This window comes from Crossiella cryophila (genome assembly GCF_014204915.1).
Taxonomy (GTDB): Bacteria; Actinomycetota; Actinomycetes; order Mycobacteriales; family Pseudonocardiaceae; genus Crossiella; species Crossiella cryophila.
Genome location: NZ_JACHMH010000001.1, coordinates 4,736,265 through 4,757,318 on the forward strand (window position 1 = coordinate 4,736,265; position 21,054 = coordinate 4,757,318).

At 70.9% G+C, this 21,054-nt stretch carries 17 protein-coding genes; 10 read left to right on the forward strand and 7 right to left on the reverse strand.

From position 1 onward, the window contains the following. Nucleotides 1–301 precede the first annotated feature (301 nt). From HNR67_RS21220 to HNR67_RS21240, 5 genes are all read left to right on the forward strand, one after another. Entirely contained in the window at nt 302–3,079 is a 2,778-nt protein-coding gene (locus tag HNR67_RS21220) for a helix-turn-helix transcriptional regulator (protein WP_185003986.1), read from the forward strand. 117 nt (nt 3,080–3,196) lie between these two features. After that, nucleotides 3,197–3,559 (forward strand): VOC family protein, encoded by a 363-nt coding sequence (locus HNR67_RS21225; RefSeq protein ID WP_185003987.1) that lies wholly within the window; start codon nt 3,197–3,199, stop codon nt 3,557–3,559. Nucleotides 3,560–3,678: 119 nt separating this feature from the next. Beyond that, the gene (locus HNR67_RS21230; protein ID WP_185003988.1) at nt 3,679–5,367 is read left to right on the forward strand and encodes a class I adenylate-forming enzyme family protein; all 1,689 of its coding nucleotides are present in this window, start codon (nt 3,679–3,681) and stop codon (nt 5,365–5,367) included. Nucleotides 5,368–5,400: 33 nt separating this feature from the next. Then, nucleotides 5,401–6,477, forward strand: coding sequence for a methyltransferase (locus tag HNR67_RS21235; protein ID WP_185003989.1), 1,077 nt, complete (start codon nt 5,401–5,403; stop codon nt 6,475–6,477). A gap of 185 nt (nt 6,478–6,662) precedes the next feature. Then, nucleotides 6,663–6,971, forward strand: a complete 309-nt coding sequence (locus HNR67_RS21240) for a hypothetical protein (RefSeq protein WP_185003990.1) — start codon at nt 6,663–6,665, stop codon at nt 6,969–6,971. A gap of 62 nt (nt 6,972–7,033) precedes the next feature. Here the strand turns inward: HNR67_RS21240 and HNR67_RS21245 are convergent, their stop codons facing one another. The 3 genes from HNR67_RS21245 to HNR67_RS21255 are packed head-to-tail and all read right to left on the reverse strand — an operon-like array spanning nt 7,034 to nt 10,253. After that, nucleotides 7,034–8,137 carry a 3-dehydroquinate synthase II gene (locus HNR67_RS21245; protein ID WP_185003991.1) on the reverse strand — a complete coding sequence of 368 codons (1,104 nt, stop codon included), beginning with the start codon at nt 8,135–8,137 and terminating at the stop codon, nt 7,034–7,036. A 36-nt stretch (nt 8,138–8,173) separates the two neighbouring features. Then, nucleotides 8,174–8,977, reverse strand: coding sequence for a 2-amino-3,7-dideoxy-D-threo-hept-6-ulosonate synthase (locus HNR67_RS21250; protein ID WP_312987745.1), 804 nt, complete (start codon nt 8,975–8,977; stop codon nt 8,174–8,176). A 31-nt stretch (nt 8,978–9,008) separates the two neighbouring features. Continuing rightward, nucleotides 9,009–10,253 (reverse strand): aspartate kinase, encoded by a 1,245-nt coding sequence (locus tag HNR67_RS21255; protein WP_185003992.1) that lies wholly within the window; start codon nt 10,251–10,253, stop codon nt 9,009–9,011. Nucleotides 10,254–10,481: 228 nt separating this feature from the next. Here HNR67_RS21255 and HNR67_RS45755 point away from each other — a divergent pair, with 228 nt between their 5' ends. The 3 genes from HNR67_RS45755 to HNR67_RS21270 are packed head-to-tail and all read left to right on the forward strand — an operon-like array spanning nt 10,482 to nt 14,446. Further along, nucleotides 10,482–12,494, forward strand: coding sequence for an FAD/NAD(P)-binding protein (locus HNR67_RS45755; RefSeq protein ID WP_185003993.1), 2,013 nt, complete (start codon nt 10,482–10,484; stop codon nt 12,492–12,494). Then, the gene (pcaB, locus tag HNR67_RS21265; protein ID WP_185003994.1) at nt 12,491–13,858 is read left to right on the forward strand and encodes a 3-carboxy-cis,cis-muconate cycloisomerase; all 1,368 of its coding nucleotides are present in this window, start codon (nt 12,491–12,493) and stop codon (nt 13,856–13,858) included. The genes HNR67_RS45755 and pcaB overlap by 4 nt, the downstream gene beginning before the upstream one ends. Before the next feature lie 15 nt (nt 13,859–13,873). Then, nucleotides 13,874–14,446 (forward strand): hypothetical protein, encoded by a 573-nt coding sequence (locus HNR67_RS21270; RefSeq protein WP_221489992.1) that lies wholly within the window; start codon nt 13,874–13,876, stop codon nt 14,444–14,446. Nucleotides 14,447–14,496: 50 nt separating this feature from the next. On the opposite strand, the gene HNR67_RS21275 is transcribed toward HNR67_RS21270, so the two are convergent. Continuing rightward, complete coding sequence (locus HNR67_RS21275) at nt 14,497–16,116, reverse strand: FAD-binding oxidoreductase (protein WP_185003995.1); 1,620 nt, start codon at nt 16,114–16,116, stop codon at nt 14,497–14,499. Between the two features lie 444 nt (nt 16,117–16,560). On the opposite strand from HNR67_RS21275, the gene HNR67_RS21280 reads away from it, so the two are divergent. Continuing rightward, nucleotides 16,561–18,195 carry an alpha/beta hydrolase gene (locus HNR67_RS21280; RefSeq protein ID WP_185003996.1) on the forward strand — a complete coding sequence of 545 codons (1,635 nt, stop codon included), beginning with the start codon at nt 16,561–16,563 and terminating at the stop codon, nt 18,193–18,195. A 4-nt stretch (nt 18,196–18,199) separates the two neighbouring features. Here the strand turns inward: HNR67_RS21280 and HNR67_RS21285 are convergent, their stop codons facing one another. Both HNR67_RS21285 and HNR67_RS21290 read right to left on the reverse strand, forming a co-directional pair. Further along, nucleotides 18,200–18,589 (reverse strand): lipocalin-like domain-containing protein, encoded by a 390-nt coding sequence (locus HNR67_RS21285; RefSeq protein ID WP_185003997.1) that lies wholly within the window; start codon nt 18,587–18,589, stop codon nt 18,200–18,202. Between the two features lie 10 nt (nt 18,590–18,599). After that, entirely contained in the window at nt 18,600–18,977 is a 378-nt protein-coding gene (locus HNR67_RS21290; protein WP_185003998.1) for an ArsR/SmtB family transcription factor, read from the reverse strand. Between the two features lie 264 nt (nt 18,978–19,241). Here HNR67_RS21290 and HNR67_RS21295 point away from each other — a divergent pair, with 264 nt between their 5' ends. After that, nucleotides 19,242–20,474 carry a sodium:proton exchanger gene (locus tag HNR67_RS21295; RefSeq protein WP_185003999.1) on the forward strand — a complete coding sequence of 411 codons (1,233 nt, stop codon included), beginning with the start codon at nt 19,242–19,244 and terminating at the stop codon, nt 20,472–20,474. A 6-nt stretch (nt 20,475–20,480) separates the two neighbouring features. Here HNR67_RS21295 and HNR67_RS21300 read toward each other — a convergent pair whose 3' ends face one another. After that, entirely contained in the window at nt 20,481–21,053 is a 573-nt protein-coding gene (locus HNR67_RS21300) for a DUF2510 domain-containing protein (protein WP_185004000.1), read from the reverse strand. Nucleotide 21,054: the final 1 nt, after the last annotated feature.

Below are 21,054 nucleotides of genomic sequence, written 5' to 3' on the forward strand. Positions count from 1 at the left end.
TTCGGGTTAATCTTCGCCCGAAAGGGCAGTCAAGAGCCCTGCTGGCCTGCGGTTATTGCTCCAAAGGGACCAGTCTCAACAGATTTGACGACTATGATGTTCAGCAATAGTTGAATGCCTCTGGCTTCGACTCATTAGCACACGGTGACCCCCGCCGGGCTTAGGAAGTTCTACCTGTAGTTGTCTATCAAACCGTGATTGAATGGAGGTGAAAGCGCGGGACCGCCCAGGGTGGGGCGCGACCCGTGCGCCCTGTCCGGAGGGCGAGATGAGCTGGGGGAATGTGAATATGCAGGCGACCATGACACCGTTAGTGGGCCGAGAATCCGCGCTGGCCGACCTCCGCCGCGCGCTGTCGAACACAGTGGCGGGCAGCGGTCGCTGTGTTGTCATCGAAGGCTCGGCCGGTATCGGCAAGAGTCGTTTACTCGAAGTCGTCTCCTCCGATGCTGCCGGTCAGGGCATCTCGGTGGCATTCGGCAGGGCGACCGAGTTGGACAAGGGCGCCCCGCTGACCACACTGCGCGCCCTGCTCACCGGCCTACCCGGGCTGGAACGCATCGCCATGCACGATCTGGAACGCAACGCCCTCGGCCTGGTGGACCGGGTGGGCGAGCTGATCGAGAAACACGTGCGCGACCGGCCGCTGCTGATCGGCCTGGACGACGCGCACTGCTCCGACGAGCTGACCGCCTTCGCCCTGCGCATCCTGGTGCCCGCGCTGAGCACCTCGCCGGTGCTGTGGCTGCTGGCCCGCCGACCGGCCCCGGTCCGCGGCTACGCCCAGGACGCGCTGGACTGGCTGATCAGCGAGGGCGCGCAACGGCATCACCTGGGTCCGTTGTGCTGCAACGCGGTGGCCGACCTGTGTGCCAACGTGCTCGGCGCGCACCCCGACGCCAAGGTGCTCGCGCTGGCCGCCAGGGCCGAGGGCAACCCGTTCCTGCTGGAGGAACTGCTCATCACCCTGCGCGACACCGGTCAGCTGCTCACCGCCGAGGGCACCGCGACCGTGGTGGGCAACGAACTGACCCCGCCGTTCCTGTCCGCGGTGGACCACCGGCTGCGCGATCTCTCCAGCGAGGCCCGCAGGCTGCTGGACGCGGGCGCGGTGCTGGGCAGGCCGTTCACCGTGCACGAGGTGGCCGCGCTGCTGTGCCGGTCGGCCACCGAGCTGCTGCCGGTGATCAGCGAGGCGGTGGACGCGGGCATCCTGGTGGGCAACGGATCCGAGCTGACCTTCCGGCACGATCTGATCCGGGAGGCGCTCTACAATCGCTTGCCCGGCCCGGTCCGGATGGCACTGCATCGCGAGGCCGCCTTCATCGTGCTCGGCGAGGGCCGCTCGCCGGCCGACGCGGTCGAGCACCTGGTGCGCAGCGGGCACAAGGGCGACGCGCAGGCGGTGCTGATCCTGCGGCAGGCCGTCCGCGAGGTCGCGCCGACCTCGCCGAACACCGCGGCCGACCTGATCCTGCGGATGCTGGACCTCATCGACGAACAACACGCCAGCAGGCCTCAGCTGGTCGGCGACGCGGTGCGGCTGCTCGCACTGGCCGGGCGGGCCGCCGAGGCGATCCGGCTGGGCGAGTCCTCACTGCGCACGGTGGAGCGCACCGAGGACAAGGTCTCGCTGCTGCTCGGGCTCTCCGAGGCGCTCTACGCCACGGGGCGCAACTCCAGCGTGGTCGAGTACACCAGCCGCGCGCTGGCCAGGGCGCGCACGCCCAGCCGGGCTCGGGCCGAACTGCTGGCCATGCAGGCATACCTGCTCATCGACAGCGGGGATCCGCGCAGCGCGGACGCGGTGGCCGCGGAGGCGGTGGCCATCGGTGTGCAGGCCGGGGAGTACGCGGCGGTGGTGTGCGGCAACAACGCGCGCAGCGTGGTGGCCAGGGTGCACGGGCAGCTGGACGTGGCGCTGACCTATGCCAGGGAGGCGGTGCGGGTCGCGGACAAGGTCGGCGGCAGCTCCCGCAGCAGGCATCCGCGGCTGTGGCTGGCGGTGGCACTGACCGCCAGCGACCGGTTCGAGGAGGCCGAGGCCGGGTTCGCCCGCGACCACCAGGACACCGAGGCGGCGGGCACCGCGCTGTCCCAGCCGCACTGGCACTACTACCGGGCCGAACTGCGGCTGGCCCAGGGTCGCCTGGACGACGCCGCGGTGGAGGCCGAGGCCGGGGTGTTCGTGGCCGAGCAGCTGCGCGCCCAGCCCCTGGCCGTGCCGCTGCTGGCCATGCTCGGGCTGATCTCGGTGTACCGGGACGACATGACCATGGCGCGCAGCTACCTCAAACAGGCCGACGGCCTGGTGGACGAGGGCGTCAGCGTGGTGCCGGAGGACCTGGCCTGGGCGGCGGCCTGCTTCCAGGACGCGGCCGGGCACCAGGAGGCCGCGCTGGAGATCCTGGACGAGCTGAGCGAGGCGCTGCCGGAACGACTGCTGCTGTTCACCCGGCACCCGGCCGCCGGCGCGCGACTCATCCGGATGGCCCAGCAGACCGGTGATCACGCCCGCGCCGAACTGGTGGTGCGGGCCACCAGGAAACTGGCCGAGCGCAACCCGGAGGTGGCCTCGGCCGCCGGTGCCGCCGCACACGCCGAAGGGGTGCTGCGCAACGACATCGGCCTGCTGCGGGCGGCCGTCGGCGCCTACCGGGCGACCGGGCGGCAGCTCTCCCTGGCCGAGGGCCTGGAGGACCTGGCGCACGCCGAGGACGCGGCCGGGCACCGGGCCACCGCGGTCGGGCTCATGCAGGAGGCCGCGCAGTACTTCACCGCCTGCGGCGCCAAACGCGATCTGGCCAGGGTGCAGAAAGCCCTGCGGCGACTGGGTGTCCGGCGCCGGATCGCGGCGAAACCGGTCAAGGGCGGATCCGGCTGGAACAGTCTCACCCAGTCGGAGCTACGGGTGGTCCGGTTGGTGGCCGAGGGTTTCACCAACCGTGAGGTCGCGGGCAAGCTGTTCCTCTCACCGCACACAGTGGACAGTCACCTGCGGCACAGCTTCGCCAAGCTGGGCGTGACCAGCCGGGTCGAGCTGACCCGCAAGGCGATGTCGCACGACGAGTCCCGCTAGTCCATTGTGGACTGTGGGTCGCCACGGCAGGATCACGCGAACACGTGATGCTGCCGTGGCGGCCGCCGAGCACTCTGGGGTCGGTAAGTAGTGGTGTGACTCAGGGAGATTCGCCTTATGAGCAACGCTGTCGGACCGAACTTCCTCACGCTCCAGGTTCGCGACCTTGAGCGCTCCAAGCGTTTCTACACCGAGCTGGTCGGCTTCACCCCCACCGAGTCCAAGGTGCCCACCGCGGTCGTGCTGGACACCGCGCCGATCAAGCTGGCGTTGCGGCAGAGCGCCATCGACCTGGACGCGGTCAGCGAACTCGGCTGGGGCGTGGTGCTCTGGATCAAGGCAGAGGACCCGGACAAACTGGCCAAGGAGCTGGCGGCGGAGGGCGTGACCATCACCAAGCCCCCGTGTGACGGCTTCTGCGGCCGCGAGTTCCAGTTCAAGGACCCCGACGGCTACGAGCTGACGATCTACGAAGGCTGATCCCCCCAGAAGGCCGAACGATCGCAGCCTGTCCGCCGACCCGCCGCCGCGCGCTCACCCGCAACGCGGCGGGTCGGCCCCCCTTTCGTCGAGTTGGGTCCTGCCGGGAGACAACACACATGAGCGAGAGAAACGGCACCACGAGCTTCGACTTCAGACCTCTGGCCCGCATGCCGCTGCACGCCCGGCTCCAGCTCCTGCTGGATCGCGGCCTGGGCGTGGGCAACTTCCTCGACCGCGCCCGCCGGGTCAGCCCGGCGCCCGACCAGCCCTTCCTGCTCGCCCAGCGACGCACCGGGCACGGGATGTCGTTGCAGCGGTTGAGCCTCAACGACCTGACCACCATCCGCAACGCCTACGCCGCCTGGTACCACCACGCCGGCGTGCGCAAGGGCGACCCGGTCGGCGTGCAGCTGGGCGAGGGCGTGGACTCCTTCCTGCACTTCCTCGCGGTCTCCTCGCTGGGCGCGATCCCGGCGCTGGTCAACGGCCGGATGGACCCGGCGATCGCCTCGGCCTACCTGGGCCGGATCGGCGCGGTCGGCGTGGTGGCCGACGAGGAACGCCTGGACGCGCTGAAGAACTGCGGCGAACTGCCAGCCGCCCTGCGCTTCGCGGTGGACTCCGCGGACCTGCCGACCAGTGGCGCCACCTCGCTGCCGGGGGTTTTCCCCTACCCACACGGCGATGACGACCCGGTGATGCTGTGCCACACCTCCGGCACCACCGGCCCGCCCAAGTCCGCGATCTTCGCGCACCGCCAGTTCTTCCTCGGCAAGCGGCACCGGCTGTGGAGCTTCCCGCAGGCGGAGAAGAACCGGATGCTCTCCGCGCTGCCGCAGTCGCACTCGGCGGGTATCAGCTACCTGATGACCGCCACCCTGCTCGGCCTGCCCACACTGGTGATGGCCGATTCCAGCGGGGAGGCCGTGCACGAGGCGATGAAGCTGTTCCGACCGTCCATTGTGGTCGCGTTCCCGCAGACCTACGCCGAACTGGCCCAGCTGGACATCGATCGCCAGGCGGGCAGCCAGGTGCACACCTGGATCAACACCGGTGACTCCGCGCACGAGGCGCACATCAAGGCGCTGATCCGGCACGGCAGGCGACCGGCCCGCGGCGGCGACAAACCCGGCTCCCGGTTCATCGACGGCCTGGGCTCCTCCGAGATGGGGATGGCCTTGTTCCGCAAGGTGAGCGAGCCGGAGAGCACCGACTACGACCGCTGCGTGGGCACCCCGGTCAGCGTGGTGGAGAAGGCCACCGTGCTCGACGAGGACGGCCGCCAGCTCGGTCCGGGCCGGGTCGGACGGCTCGGCGTGCGCACCCCCACCAGGACCCCCGGGTACTGGAACAACTCCGAGCTGACCACCAAGTCCTCGCTGTCGGGCTACTGGCTCACCGGCGACGTGGTCTACAAGGACCGCAAGGGTCGCTTCTTCCACCTCGACCGCGTCCCGGACGTCATCCACACCACCACCGGCCCGGTCTACAGCCTCCCCCTGGAGGAGGCGATCCTGTTGGGGTGCGAGCAGATCGCGGACTGCGCGGTGGTCGCGGTCGACGCGCCGGCCCCCGGCCGCGGCCACGTCCCCTTCGCCGCGATCAAGCTCAAGCCCGGCGCCGCCGAACCCGCGGACCTGTTGGCCGCCGTCAACACCGCGCTGACCGCCCGCGGACTGTCCACAGTGCACGGTGCCGTGCTGGCAACGGAACCGGCGGACTTCCCGACCGGCGCCACCGGCAAGGTGCTCAAGCGCCAGCTCCGCGAACGCTTCGCCACCGTGCTCTCCAGCCAGCCCAGCTGACCCCACGCGACACCGAACCAAGGAAAGGGAACCATGACCGACACAGTCTCCGCCGCTTCGGCTCACCGTCCCGGCGTGACGGCCGGGGTCTCCCCGCAGGACGGCGACGTGCCGGCCCCGGTGCGCATGTACGAGATGCTGTACAGCTCGCTGGTGAGCCAGCTGCTCATCGCGGTCGCCGAACTCGGCGTGGCCGACGCCCTCGGCGACGAGGTGCGGCACATCGACGACCTGGCCGAGCGCACCGGCGCCCACCCCGGCGCGCTGTACCGGGCGCTGCGCGCGCTGGCCAGCGTCGGGGTGTTCACCGAGGTCGAACCGCGCACCTTCGGCCTGACCCCCCTTGCCGCCACGCTGCGCGGCGATGTGCCGGGGTCCATGCGCGACCTGGCCAAGTACGTGGGCCTGAGCGAACGGCAGCGCTCCTTCGGCGCCCTGGTGCACAGTCTCCGCACCGGCCAGCCCAGCTTCGACCACGTGCACGGCACCGACTGGTGGACCTACTTCGCCGCGCACCCTGAGCTGTCCACGCTGTTCAACAACGCCATGGGCAACATGGCCCGGATGGTCAACGGCGCCACCCTGGACGCCTACGACCTCACCGACGTCAAGCACCTCATCGACGTCGGCGGCGGCCAGGGTCACCTGGTGGCCACCCTGCTGGCCCGCTACCCGGAGATGACCGCGGTGGTCTACGACCTCGCGCGGGTGGTGCCCGAGGCCGCGGCCACGGTGGCCAAGGCCGGGTTCGCCGACCGGGTGCAGTGCGTTGGCGGGGACTTCCTCAAGTCCGTGCCCGCCGGCGGTGACGCGTACGTGCTGTCCTGGACCATCCACGACTGGGCGGACAAGGACGCGATCACCATCCTGAGCAACGTCCGGGAGCAGATGAAGCCCGGCAGCAAGCTGATCATCATCGACGAGGTGCTGCCGGAGGGCGACGCGCCGCACTTCGGCAAGTTCGAGGACATCGTGATGCTGTCCCTGCTCACCGGGCACGTGCGCACCGAGGCGGAGTTCATCACGCTGTTCGAGAAGGCCGGGCTCAAGCACCTGGAGACCCGGCCCACCTCCTCGCCGACGAGTGTGATCGTGGCGGTGCCCGCCTGATCTGAGGTAATCGCGAGGTCCGACGTGCGCCGGTTCCCTGGTGGGGGACCGGCGCACTTCGTTGTGGCCTCGGGGTTTCAGATCCGCTTGAAACCGGTGGTCCCGCTGATCCGGCATCCCTAATCTCCGTGATCGACCCGACCGCGGAAGAAGAGGGAAACATGCAGCTGGGCAGGAAAATTCTGGTGAGCGCGGCAGCGGTGGCGGCGGCCATGTCGTCCACGCTGGTGGTCACCGCCACCCCCGCGAGCGCCGAGGTGTGGCGCTGTGAGTCCAAGGTGGAGAAGGCGGCCAACTTCGGCCAGGTGTTCTGCCGGGACGGCTTCGGCAGCTACCGCGTCGTGGTCGAGTGCAACATGGGGCACTGGCCGTACACCAGGAACATCGACGGTCCGCTGGTGACCAAGCAGAACGGTTACCAGGGCCCGATCTCCCGGGTCGACGGTCCGCCGAACGGCTGCCACGTGGTGAAGGCCTGGCTCAAGGTCGTCTGACCCGCACACGGGACCGGCCCCGCGATCGAGGGATCGCGGGGCCGGTTTTCCGTTGTGCGGCTTTACTTCTCCAGGCAGAACTCGTTGATCGGGTAACCCACGTGCCGGTCCTGGGTGGGCAGGTAGCCCAGCACCGTGTCACCCGGCCGCAGCTCGGTGCTGTTGAGCACCACGCCGCCGGGGCCGAGCACCCGCACGTGCCAGTCGTCCTGCAGGATCAGGTTCACCGTCTGGCCGTTGGGCGCCACCGCGTCGATGGAGATCAGCGGCCTGGTCTCGATCTTCACCCGGCCCACGGTGACCAACCTGGTCTGCCCCTTGATGTCCACCGCCATCACCTTGCTGCCTGCCTTCAGCTCGCTGAGGTAGTTGGTGCGGCTGTTGGCGGAGAGGGTGTAGGAGTGGATCGCGCCCGCGTTGACCCGGAACGGGCGGGTGGGCATGTACGGCAGCGGGTGGGTCTCGCTGACGCACAGGATCATGCCCTTGGAGTGCGAGCCGACCAGGATGCCCTCGTCCTCGCGGAAATAGGTGCAGGTGTCCACACAGGCCCGCTCGCCCATGCCGATGTGCGCGGTGGCGGTCACGGTCAGCTCGACCAGGTCCAGTTCCGCGGTCTCGGTCACCGCGGCCTGCTTGAGCGCCGTGGCGTCGCCGACACGCCGCGGCGCCATCAGCACACCGTCCGAACCCAGTTCCAGCACGCCGAAGATGATCTCGGCTTCCTCGACGTCCTGCGCGATGGTGATGATGCTGCCGGTCGACTTGGCCGCCGCCGCGATCACGATTTCAAGGGGGATCTTGGTGGGGTCGCGGAAGAGCAGCACCGCCCAGCGGTCGTTGCGGGCCGCCTGGCAGGCGTCCTCCAGCGTGGGCGCGTCGATGATCTCCACGAACCGGCCGAACTCCACGTCGGGGTGACGCAGTGCCAGTTCGGCGGGCTCACCGTGGGCCACCGGGTCCACGATGACCACATCGGCGCCGCCGAAGTCCTCCGGCAGCGGGCGGCCCTGCGGGAACAGGACCTTCTTCACCGTGGGGGGCAGGGTTTCCAGGTCCTCCGGGGTGGCGGCCACGATCCCGTCCACGCGCTGGTGGATGGCCTCCTCCAGGATCGCCGACCTCGCGTCGTCCGTCGCACGGACATCCAGCCAGCAGAGCTTCATGGTCTTGCTCCTCCAAGGGGTGGGGCGGGTGGATGGTCAGACCCGGCTGGGGACGAGCGCCCGCTCGTCCGCACCGGCGTGCACGAGTTCGGCGATCCGCCGGGCTCGTTTGCCCGGATCGGGCGCCTGGAAGATGTTGCGGCCCATGGCCAGGCCGGTCACGCCCGCACTCAGCAGAGTGTCCACATAGGACACAACAGCGTCGGTGCTGTCCAGTTGCGGGCCGCCGGCCACGATCAGCGGGATCGGGCAGCCGCGCACCACATCGGCCATCTCCGCCCGGGAACCGACGTAGGGCACCTTGGCGATGTCCGCGCCCAGGTCCGCCGCGAGCGAGGCGGCGTGCGCGACCAGCGCCGGGTCCCTCGGGTTGGTCACCCTGGGGCCGCGCGGGTACATCATCGCCAGCAGCGGCACGTTCCACCGGTCACAGGCGTCGGCGACCAGACCGAGGTCGGCGACCTGGCGGCGTTCGTCGGCCGAGCCGATGTTGACGTGCACGCTCACCGCGTCCGCGCCCAGCCGCAGCACATCCTCCACAGTGGACACCAGGTACTTCGCGTCCGGGTCCGGCGCGTGCATGGTGCTGGCGGAGAGGTGCACGATCAGCGAGGTGCCGGTGAACACCCTGGCGTCCACGTGCCGCAGGCTGCCCTTGTGCAGCACCACGCCGTCGACCCCGTTGGCGGCCAGCTCGCCGATCAGCCAGGTGAGGTCGTTGCCGACGATCGGGCCGTCGGAGACCGAGTGATCCAGCGGCACCACGAACAGCCGCTCGTCACTGTGGTGGAACAACCTGCGGAAGCGCATCTGGGCGCCGAACGATCGGTTCGTAGACACCGGTGTCCCTTCTTGTGGAAGTGCGGCAGACCTAGGCGGGCATGGACTCGGCGTCGTCCCGGTCCAGCTCGAACTCGCGGTGCAGGGTGGTGACCGCCTCGGTGAGCCGGTCGGCCGGGATGATCACCGAGCTGCGCAGCTGGGTGGTCGCGCCCCAGCTCGGGGTGATGCCCGCGGCGGAGAGCGCCAGCAGCATCCGCACCGTGTACTCGGGGCGGTTGAGCAGGCCGGTGCCCACCACGGACAGCTTGCCGACCTGGTCATCCAGTTCGGTGACGCAGCCCAGTTCGGCGGCCAGTTGGGCCAGCAGGTCCTGGGCCACCGGCAGGTCCCTGCGGTGCAGGGCGAAACCCAGTCGCGGCTCGCTCTCGCCGGGGCCGGACCAGGAGACCAGGTCCACCGGGACCGACTTCTGTGCCAGCGCGTCGAAGACCACGGTGGCCAGGCCGGGGGCCGGGCGGGTGGCGCGGACCTGGGCCCACACCACCTCCCGGTCGTGGGTGACCGCGGTGACAAAACCCTGTGACTCCATGACCTGTTGACAGCTCCGTCCGAGAATCGTGGTGCCTGCGGACTGGGTGTACGAACTGCGCACCTGGAGATCCATGCCGTGCACCGCGGCCAGTTCCACCGCCCGGGAATGCAGCACCTGCGCGCCGGCGAAGGCCATCTCGGTCATCACCCCGGCGTCGACGTGGCTGAGCACCCTCGCACCCGGCACGATGCGCGGATCGGCGGTGTAAACGCCGTCCACATCGGTGTAGATCTCGCAGCTGGCCGCGTCCAGTGCGGCCGCCAGCGCCACCGCCGTGGTGTCCGAACCGCCCCGGCCGAGGGTGATGATGTCGCCGTGCGTGTCCATGCCCTGGAAACCGGACACCACAACGACATTGCCATCGTCCAGATGCCGCAGCACCCGGCTGGTGTCGATGGCCGCGATGACCCCGGCGCCGTGCCTGCCATCAGCCAGGATGCCTGCCTGCGGACCGGTCAGGGACATCGCGGGCACGCCGATCTCGTGCAGGGCCATGGCCAGCAGCGCCGCGGACTGGTTCTCCCCGGTGGCCAGCAGCTGGTCGCTCTCCCGCGCCGATGGCGACGGGTTCAGCTCCAGTGCCTGCCGGATCAGCTCGTCGGTGGTGTCCCCGCGAGCGGAGACCACCACCACCGTCGGCCGACCCGCGCGGTGCGTGTGCCGCACGATGCGCGCCACCCGGCGGATCATCTCGGGCGTCGCGACCGACGTCCCACCGTATTTCTGAACCGCTATGGTCATTGCACCCCTCGCACCGGAGAAATTCGGCCAGGCGGTCTGTGAATCCTTTTCTACACAGCGGAAGACGGCCGTGGATCCCGAGAACACGTGATGTTCCAAGGGCGGCTGCGGCGAGTGGGTGAAGCAGCCGCAGTATCCCGCGAAGGCGTGATGACATCACCGCCCGGCGCCGAGCACTCTTCTCCCCAGTCTGTCAGCGTCACGCGCGATCCACACCCAGGGAGAGTGATGTCGTCGGTGGCTCCATTGTGGACAACGATCTGCGTCATCGGCGCGGGCCCGCGCGGCATCTCGGTACTCGAGCGGATCTGCGCGAACGCGGCCCGGCGACTGGACCGGCGGGTGCTGGTGCACCTGGTCGATCCGCACCTCGGCGACGGCGGCGAGGTGTGGCGCACCGGTCAGCCCAGCGAACTCCTGATGAACACGATCGCCTCCCAGGTGACCATGTTCACCGACGACACCGTGGACTGCGCGGGCCCGATCGCGCCCGGTCCCAGCCTGTACGAGTGGGCGAAGTTCCTGCCCCTGATGGACTCCATCGACGTCTACCCGGCGCACGTGCGCAAGGAGGCGGGCGCGCTGGGGCCGGACTCCTATCCCTCCCGCGCCTTCTACGGCCACTACCTGAGCTGGGTGCTGCGCCGGGTGGTGCGCACCGCGCCGCGGCACGTCAGCGTGCGGCTGCACCGGGGCACCGCGATCGCACTGGACGGCACACCTGACGGCGGTCAGTGCGTGACCCTGGCCGACGGCTCGGTACTGTCCGAAATGGACACCGTGGTGCTCGCCCAGGGCCACGTCGGCATGCCGCACGGGGATGCCGAGTCGCGGCTGGCCGGCTTCGCCGCCGCGCACGGCCTCGGCTACCAGCCGCCGATCAACCCGGCCGACGCCCCGCTGGAGCGGATCAAGGCCGGGGAGGCGGTGGCGCTGCGCGGGATGGGGCTGAACTTCTTCGACTACACCGCGCTGCTCACCGTGGTCCGCGGCGGCCGGTTCGTGCGCGAGGACGGCCGCCTGGTCTACCACCCATCGGGCCGGGAACCCTTGCTGTACGCGGGATCCCGGCGCGGCGTGCCCTATCACGCGCGCGGGGAGAACCAGAAGGGCGCCTCCGGGCGGCACGAGCCGTTCTTCCTGACCCAGCCGGTGATCGACGGGCTGCGGCTGCGGATGGATCGCGGCATGGACGTGGAGTTCCGGCGCGATGTGTGGCCGATGGTCTCCCGCGAGGTGGAGGCGGTCTACTACCACGCGCTGATCGCCGACCGAGGTGACCCGTTCGCCGCCGATGACTTCCTGCGCGAGTACCTGGCCCGCGATGTGCACGACCCGGCCCTGGAAGTGTTGCGGCGGCACGGGATCGGCCTGACCGAACGCTGGGACTGGGATCTGATCGCGCGTCCGTTCGGGGACCGCCGTTTCGCCGACCGCGCCGAGTTCCGCGCCTGGCTGCTGGAATACCTGCGCCGCGATTTCGCGGAAGCCTTGCGCGGCAACGTGCGTGGTCCGCTCAAGGCGGCCATGGACGTGCTGCGCGACCTGCGCAACGAGATCCGGCTGGTGGTCGACCACAGCGGGATCAGCGGCCGCTCCTACCGCGAGGAACTCCAGGCCTGGTACACCCCGCTCAACGCCTACCTGTCCATCGGCCCGCCCGCCAGCCGGATCGAGGAGCTGATCGCGCTGATCGAGGCCGGGGTGCTGCACGTGCTCGGCCCCGGCATGCGGGTCGTGCCGGACCCGGCAGGCAAGGGATTCCTGGTGCGCGCCAGCGAGATCCCCGGCTCGGACGTGCTGGTCACCACCCTGGTGGAGGCCCGGCTGCCCGAGGTCGACGTGCGCCGCAGCACCGATCCGCTGCTCCGGCACCTGTGGCGGACCGGCCAGTGCGGCCCGTACCGCATCCCGGACGGCACCGGCGGCCACTACGAGACCGGCGGCCTGGCCATCACCCGCCGTCCCTACCACCTCCTTGACGCGACCGGACGGCCGAACCCGCGCCGGTTCGCCTTCGGTGTGCCCACCGAGGCAGTGCACTGGGTGACCGCGGCCGGCATCCGTCCGGGGGTCAACTCGGTGATTCTGAGTGACGCGGACGCGATCGCGCGGGCGTGCCTGGCGGTCAGCCGCCCGGGTCTGGGAAGCTCGCGGACGTACCTGAACCAGCACATTCCGCTGGCCTGGCTGCCCACCAGCGCCCTGCAGCGGAGCCGGACCGCACGGGGGACCGTTTGACCAGCCACGCCACCGATTCCGGCCTGCTCGCCCCGGTGTGGGCGGGCACCGGCGCCGCCGAGGCCACCTCGGATCACGCCTGGGTGCGGGCCATGCTCGACGTCGAGGTCGCGCTGGCCCGCGCCCAGGCCAAGCTCGGCATCATCCCGGCGGCGGCGGCCGAGCGCATCGCCGCGGCCGCCGACCCGGACCGGATCGACCTGGTCCAGCTGGCCGAGGCATCCCGCGGCGCGGCCAACCCGGTGGTGGTCTTCGTCCAGCTGTTCACCGCGCTGATCGAGCCGGCCGCGGCCGAGTACGTGCACCGGGGCAGCACCAGCCAGGACATCCTGGACTCGGCCACCATGCTCCTGGCCGCCAGGGCGTTCCGGCGAGTCGAGGCCGACCTGACCAGGGCGGCCACCGCAGTGGCCGGGCTGGCCCGGGAGTACCGGGACACCCCGATGGCCGGGCGCACCCTGACCCAGCACGCGGTGCCGATCACCTTCGGGCTCAAGGCCGCGGGCTGGCTCACCCTGGTCCTGGACGCCAGGGACCGGGTCCGCCACCTGCTGGAGCGGGGTCTGCCCGCCCAGCTCGGCGGCGCGGCGGGCACCCTGTCCGCCTACGCCGAGTACGCCACCGCCGCCACCGGTCACCCGCACACCCTGGACCTGCTGGCCGGCTTCAGCGCCCAACTCGGCCTGCCCGAACCGGTCCTGCCCTGGCACGCGGTGCGCACCCCGATCGCCGATCTGGGCGCCACCGCCGCCTTCGTCACCGGCGCCCTCGGCAAGATCGCCGTCGACGTGCAGGGCATGTCCCGCACCGAGGTCGGCGAGGTGGCCGAACCCAGCGCCGAGGGCCGCGGCCAGTCCTCCGCCATGCCGCAGAAGCGAAACCCGGTGCTGGCCACCCTGATCCTGGCCGCCGCCAGGCAGACCCCGGCCCTGTCCAGCATCCTCACCCAGTGCCTGATCTCCGAGGACGAACGCGCCGCCGGGGCCTGGCACGCCGAATGGCAACCCCTGCGGGAAGTCCTGCGCCTGACCATCGGCGCGGCGCACACCGCGGCGGAACTCGTTACGGGACTTGAGGTCTTCCCGGATCGCCTGCGCGCCAACCTGGCCCTGTCCGGCGGCACGATCGTCTCCGAACGGCTCAACGTGGCACTGGCCCCGGTGCTGGGCAAAGCCCCGGCCAAGAAGCTGCTCGCCCGGATCTCCTTGGCATCGGCGGCCACCGGCATCCCGTTCGGCGAACTGCTGGCGGCCGCACCGGAACTGGCGGGCAAGCTGACCGACGTGGCCGAGCTGCTGGATCCGGCGCGATACCTTGGCGCGGCGGGGGACCTGGTCGACCGGGCCCTGGCCAGGGCCGACTGAGGCTACCGTGGTGGCATGTACTGGGATCCGCTGCCGACCGTGGCCGCCTCGACGAACCAGCCGGTGGCCGGTGCGGAAGAGCTGCTGCTGTGGCCGCCGGAGTCCTACCTGCTGGGCAAGTGGGAACTGCGGGACTGGCGCAACGTGCCGGGCCCGTTCTACGGCGCGGAGACCGACTCCTGCTGGGCAGGCCGCCTGGTCGCACCCGACCACGTCGTCTACGAGGACGAGCGGTTCGGCGAGGTGGTGTTCCGGCAGCCGAGGGATGTCCAGGAGACGCACCGCCTGCTGAGCGCGGCCTGGCAGGACCCGTTCTGCGGCTACGCCGCCGACGGCGACCAGCACTGGACCCTGGCGCTGATCCGGGAGTGGTGGGCGGAGCGGGCCCGGCTCGCGGCGTGGATCGAGGACCTTCAGCGGCGGTGGTCGGTCGAGGGGAACGAGGACGAGCAGGAGGCCGCGACCGGGTTGCGCGCCTACGCGGGTTACCTCGCCGACGGGGTCGAGGGCTGTCTACGCGAGTACGGGTTCTGGCTTGAGCATCGGCGATCGGCCCGGCCAGGGGAAACACTGCCCGACCTCGGCTAGCCGCCGGTTGCCCGGCGTGGCAACGGAAACGCCACGCCGGGACCGATGGTTCAGCGGGTGCCGGGCAGCCGGATCGACTGCGCGTGCCGGAACACGTTGCGCGGGTCCCACTTGGCCTTGGCCAGCTGCAGCCGCCGGTAGCTGCCCTTGAAGTACAGCTCGGTCCACGGCACCGTCGAGCGGTTCCAGGCCGGGTCGCTGATGTCGATGTCGGCGTAGTTGATGAAGCAGCCGTCGGTGACCTCGTTGAGCACCGGCACGCCGCCGGTGTCGGCGTAGACCTGCTGGTAGAACTCCTGGTGCCACTGGAGGTTCCGCTTGTCGTCGGCGGCCTCGGCCCAGGCGGTGCCCCACAGCAGCTTCAGCACCGAGTCGCGGTGCGGTTCGGCGGTGGCCTCGGCGGGCACGGTGTTGATCTTACCGCCGTAGGAGGCGATGGAGACCGCGAAACCGAGGTGGGTGTAGGTGGTCGCGGTCAGCGCCTTGTACAGCGCGGCGATCTGCGGGTCGGTGAATCCCTTGCGGTGGTAGCTGGACTTGTACTTGTACCGGTCGGTCGGGGTGTGCACCCACAGGCCCTGCCAGCCGGTGGACTGCAGCCAGGGCAGCTTGCGCTTGTCGGTGACCTGCGGGGTGACCCCGACGCCCTCGCCGATCGCGGCCACGAACGCGTCCAGCAGCCGCTCGGAATCCGGTGCGGTGGCGTCCATCTGCACGATGAGGTGGTTGGGCGCGGTCGCTTTGGTGCTCAGTTCGAGGCGGGAGAACAGCTTGGCGTACGGGCTGTTCACCGCGCTGTTGCGTTCGTGCCACTGGCCGAAGTTGCGCAGCAGCCGGGTGAAGCGCGGTTCGGTCAGGTTGTCCCACGGCCATTCCACCCGGTGGATCCACACCTCGGCGGGCGGCGCGGGCAGCAGCTTGGTCGGGTCGCTGCCGGTGGCGCCGGGATCGCGGAACCAGAACCGCGTGACCACGCCGAAACTGCCGCCGCCGCCACCGGTGTGCGCCCACCACAGCTCGCGGTTGGGGTCGTTGGCCTCCCTGGTCGCGATGACCGCCTTGGCCACGCCCGCCTGGTCCACCACCACGACCTCGACCGCCTGCACGTAGTCCACGATCAGGCCGTGCTGGCGGCCGAGCTGGCCGTAACCGCCACCGGTGACGTGCCCGCCGACGCCCACGGTGTGGCAGGACCCGCCGGGCAGGGTGACACCCCAGCGGCGCAACAGGGTGCCGTAGACATCGCCCAGCAGCGCGCCCGCCTCGACCTCGAAGGCGCCGCGCGCGGTGTCGAAGCGCACCGCGTCCATACAGCTCATGTCGATGATGACCTGGACCTCGGGGTGGTCGACGAAGCCCTCGTAGCAGTGCCCGCCGGAGCGCACCGAGAGCCGCTTGCCGGTCCGCACCGCCTCGCCGACGGCGTTCACCACCTCGGTGGTGGTCACCGGCAGCCGCACCACATCGGGATTGGACACCCAGCGCATGTTCTGCCCTCGGGAGAGCGCCGCGTGCCGGTGATCGCCACGCGGCACGGTGAGCGCGTTGGCCGGCCGGGCCGGGCCCTCGTCCGCGCCCGCGATCGTGGCGGCGAACGGCGGCACGACCAGAGCGGTGCCCCCCAGCACCGCCGCCCTGCTGAGCAGGGTTCGACGGGATAACCCGTTCATCAGGTGAACCTCCAGGAGTCAGACGACGGCCCGGAGCACGCAGCACCCCGCCGCGGCCCACCCCGGGAACGGCTCCAGGATGTGGCGGGAATCCACTGCGGACACCACGTGTTCGCGTGATCTTCTCGGGATTCACCGGCAGAAAACCCGGCCGGGCGGCAGATGTGGCTTCGTCACAGGAGATTCTGGCGGCGACGCGTAGTTGACCGTACTCGTACTGTTACCTGCCCGCAACGGTTTCCGTTGCCCGAAAGGGCAGCACCGTCCACAGTGGACGATGAGTGTGCGCACGCTGGATGAGCGGGCGATGACCCAGGGTGGCGATCAGTCCGGCCGGTCGATGATCCGATGGGCGGCGGTCCGGCTGGCAGGTTGCGGCCAGCGAACGCCGCGGTGTGCCGGTCCGTGTCAGCGTGTACGCGGACGGTGAAGGGGGTGCGGCGAATGGCGGTGCCGGAACCGGAGGCGGGTTTTGGGCTGTGGCCGAGGGTGCGGGCGATCACCGGCTGGCCGGAGTCCAATGAGGACACTCTGGAACAGCTCTCGGCGGGCTGGCAGCGCGGCGCGAGCGCGTTCGAGCGCGCGGGCGGGCACGACCTGGCCCCGGTGCGCCAGTCCTGGAGTGACAGCGGTGGGGGTGCGTTCATGGCCAGGGCGGGCAAAACCCTGGCCACGGCCACCGAACAGGGCACCGGGATGGCCGCGCTGAGCCGTCAGGTCGCGGCTTTCGGCGCCGAGGTGGCCGGGGTGAAGAACAGCATCCGGAGCACCATCGGGGTCAACGATCCGGTGTACGGGCTGATCGGCGCACTGCTGCCACCGCCGTTCGGCGGCGCGGCGCAGGCCGTGTTCGCCAACCAGACCGCGGAGATCGTCAACGCCACCATCACCGACGCGGCCGCCAGGGTGTCCGGGCAGGGCGGTCCCTCGGCGTTCCAGGACCCCGCGAACGAGGCCAAGCCGGGAATCGACCCGAAGCAGAACGCCGAGTGGTGGCGGAAGCTCTCCCCGGAGGAGCAGCTCCGGCTGATCAGGGAGCAACCGGAGCTGGTCGCCGGACTCGACGGCCTGCCCACCGCGGCCCGCGACGACGCCAACCGCCTGCTGCTGGGGCGAACCTCGGAGGATCTGCGTGCCCAGGCCCGGCGGCTGCGCGAGGAGGCCACCCGGCTGGACGGCGGGATCGTCCCGCAGTCCGGCGAGGGCGTCGGCGGTGCCGACCCGGTCAACCGGGCCGGTCTGCTCGCCGAGGCCGACCGTCTCGACCAGCGCGCCAAGCACCTGGACGAGCTGTCCGCCCGCCTGGGCCCGGATGTCGGCTACGACCCGAGGAATCCCACCGCTGGCGACCAGAAGTACTTCCTGCTGGGCTTCGACAACGCCGACGACGGCCGGGCGATCGTCTCCCGCGGCAACCCGGACACCGCGGCCAACGTCGCCACCCTGATCCCCGGCATCAGCCACAACATCAGCACCCTGGCCACCCCGTCCGCGCCCGGCGAGCAGACGATCATCGACCGGCTGGACGTGCTGCACCAGGCCACCACCGATGCCGGATCCCCGTCCACCGCGGTGATCGGCTGGCTGGGTTACGACTCACCGGACGGCGCCGACGCGGCCAACACCGCCGGCAGCCACGCCGCCCACGACGCGAAGGACGACCTGGCCAGGTTCCAGCAGGGACTGCGGGCCGGCCACGACGGCCCCCGCTCGCACAACACCGTCATCGGCCACAGCTACGGCGCCCTGGTCGCGGGCCTCGCGACCAGGGACCGGGTGCTGGACGTGGACGAGTTCGTCTCGGTCGGCAGCCTGGGCAACGGCACGCACGAGGCGAGCCAGCACCGGGTCGGCAGGGTGTGGGTGGCCGAGGACAGCGCCGACTGGTTCGCCGACACCGGCCTGTTCGTCCGCGACCCCAGCGATGACGGTTACGGGGCCAGGCGGCTGAACATCGACTCGCCGCCGGAGGTGCGCTTCCGCACCGACTCGCACAGCCGCGTCTTCGAGGCGACACCCGGCAACGTCGGCCTGCGCAACCTCGGCAACGTCATCGCCGGACAACCGCCGGTGGGCTGAGCCGTCAGGACCGCACCCAGCACAGCGCGGCCACCCGCGCGCGCCCGTCCACCACGTACTCCGGCGTGCTCAACGTCAGCCGGTCGCCCTCGAACTTGAATCCGCGCCGCTGCTCGGCCCCGGTCAGATCGGGGTGCGAGCTGATCTCCAGCTTGTGCACCACCTGATCCCCGTCCAGGGTGTAGGTGCCGGTGTAGCCGAAGTAGTAGTCCACGCCGTGGGTCTGGCCGTCGGTGCGGGCCAGGTGCACCGACATGTGCCCGCGCGCGGTGTAGAGCAGGCGGCCGTTGGGGTTGGGCCCGAACGGATCGCTGAGCGTGGCCCCGGTCGCCACGTCCAGCTCGCGGTACCAGTCCAGCCGCCACCGCCCGACCAGGGACGCCTCGGTAGTCATGCCGCAGAACCTAGTCGCGAGCGGCGAGCGGCGGGTCGGGGGCCAGGGATCCGTCCGGCGCGATGTGGTCGAAGATCTGCTGGATCAGGGTGATCACATGCGGGTCGTCCACCGTGTAGAGCTGGCGGCGGCCGTCCCGGTGCGCGGAGATCACCCCGGCCAGGCGCAGCTTGGTCAGGTGCTGGGAGGCGGTGGCGATGCCGATGCCGACCCGGCGGGCCAGCGTGCCCACGTCGTAGGGGCCGTGCGTGATCAGCCAGACCAGGTGCAGGCGGACCGGGCTGGCCAGCAGGGCGAAGGTGTCGGCGCTGGCACGCAGCTGCGCGGGGGTCGGCTCGGTGGCCTGGCCGGGGGGCGGCGGCTCGGTGGGTGCGGGCTGTGTCGGCATGGCCAGCCCATTGTTCCGCTAGTGATCGCCGGCCGGCAGCCCGACTCGACAGTTCGATAGTTGCGAAGATGTCGAAATGATGAGAGGCTGGGCGCACTCCGAAGGGGAGTAGCCCGCAACTCCGTGCGTCGACATGCTGGGGACCTCGTGTCCTCCGGCGCCGGGACCGGCCCAGCCGGTGGGCGAGACCTTCGGCCAAGCAGTCATGCCTGGCCGAGCCTCCCTGGAGCCCCGGTCTGGCCGTCGCCGTCCGGAAGGAACACCGTGTCCAGCAAGCTGGTCCGGCCGCTCGCCGTCTGCGTGGCCCTCACCCTGCCCGCGCTGATCGTCCGCTTCGGCGGCCTGCACCCCTCGCCACTGGCCGCGCTGCTGCTCTTCGGCGCCGCGGTGGTGGCGGCCTCCTTCCTGCTGGCCTGGGCAGCCGAGGCCGCGCAGGCCGACATCTCCGGCGGGCTGGCCATCGCCATCCTGGCCGTGATCGCGGTGCTGCCCGAGTACGCGGTGGACCTGTACTTCGCCTACAGCGCGGGCACCGACCCGAGTCAGGTCGCCTACGCCGCGGCGAACATGACCGGCTCCAACCGCCTGCTGCTCGGCCTTGGCTGGTCGCTGGTGGTGCTGCTGGCCCTGTTCGTGGCCCGCCGCCGCACCGGCCGGTCCGTGCGCGAACTGGTGCTCGGCTCGAACTACCGGGTCGAACTGGGTTTCCTGGCCATCGCCGCGGTGGTGGCCTTCGTCATCCCGGCCACCGGCCAGATCTCGCTGCTGCTCGGCTGCGCCCTGCTCGGCCTGTTCGGTTTCTACCTGTGGAAGGTCTCCCGCTCGGAGGCGAGCGAACCGCACCTGGTCGGCCCGGCCGCGGTCATCGGCGCGTTGCCCCGGCGGGCCCGGCGGAGCCTGGTGATCGGCCTGTTCGTCTTCGCCGCGGTGGTGGTGCTGGCCAGCGCGGAACCCTTCGCGCACGGGCTGATCGCCACCGGCAGGCAGCTCGGCGTGGACGAGTTCCTGCTGGTGCAGTGGCTGGCCCCGCTGGCATCGGAGTCCCCGGAGTTCATCGTGGCCATCCTGTTCGCCCTGCGCGGGCACGGCGAGGCCGCCATCGGCACCCTCATCTCCAGCAAGGTCAACCAGTGGACCCTGCTGGTGGGCAGCCTGCCGGTGGCCTACCTGCTGGGTGGCGGCGGCGCGGGCGGCCTGCAACTGGACGCCCGCCAGATCGAGGAGTTCCTGCTCACCGCCACCCAGACCCTGCTCGGCGTCACCGCGCTGCTGGCCCTGCGCTTCCCGCGGTGGTCGGCGTGGACGCTGCTGGGGTTGTTCGCGGTGCAGTTCGCGTTGCCGGGGCAGACGGCTCGGTATGTGCTGTGCGGGGTGTACCTGGTGCTGGCGGTGGCGGCGTTGATCCGCAACCGGGCGCATGTGCTGCCGACGCTGGCCGCGCCGTTCCGGCGGCAGGCGGCGGTGGCCGAGCAGCCGCGGGAGCTGGTGCGGGGGTAGGGCGGGTCAGGTGACGTCCAGCCGGGGCGCGGCCGAGGCGGACTCCGCCGCGTGCGCCACGGCCTGGGCGTCGGCCAGGTTGGCGACCCGCACCGCGATCGCGGGCACCGCCCGCTTGGTCGGGCGGGTCGTGTACACGGCGAAGGTCCGGCTCGCCCGGTCGTAGACCACGGCCTTGGCCTGGTTCCAGTTCACCTCGGCGAACTGCCTGCGGACCAGGCCGACGAACAGGAAGAGCAACCGCTGGTTGGTGCAGGCGAGCACCCCGTGCCCCTCGCCGTGCGCGCCGGTGAGCGCCAGCACCCGTTCCTCCCGGCGCAGGTGCTCACCGAGCAGGTTGACCTCCTTCATCGACCCCACCAGCGCGCCGCGCACCCGCTCCAGGGCCGCGGCCACATCGGGTCGCAACGCGGGCGCCTGCCGTGGCGCGGGCTCGGGTGGCCGGGGTGCGGCAGGGGCGGCGACCGGGCGGACGGCGGTGTGGAAGGTCCACCGGCCGCCGTCCCAGTAGCGGATCAGCCCCTCGTCAAGGGGATCGGGCAGCCAGGCGGCCGGGCGGGTGGTCAGGGGCTGGTTCACC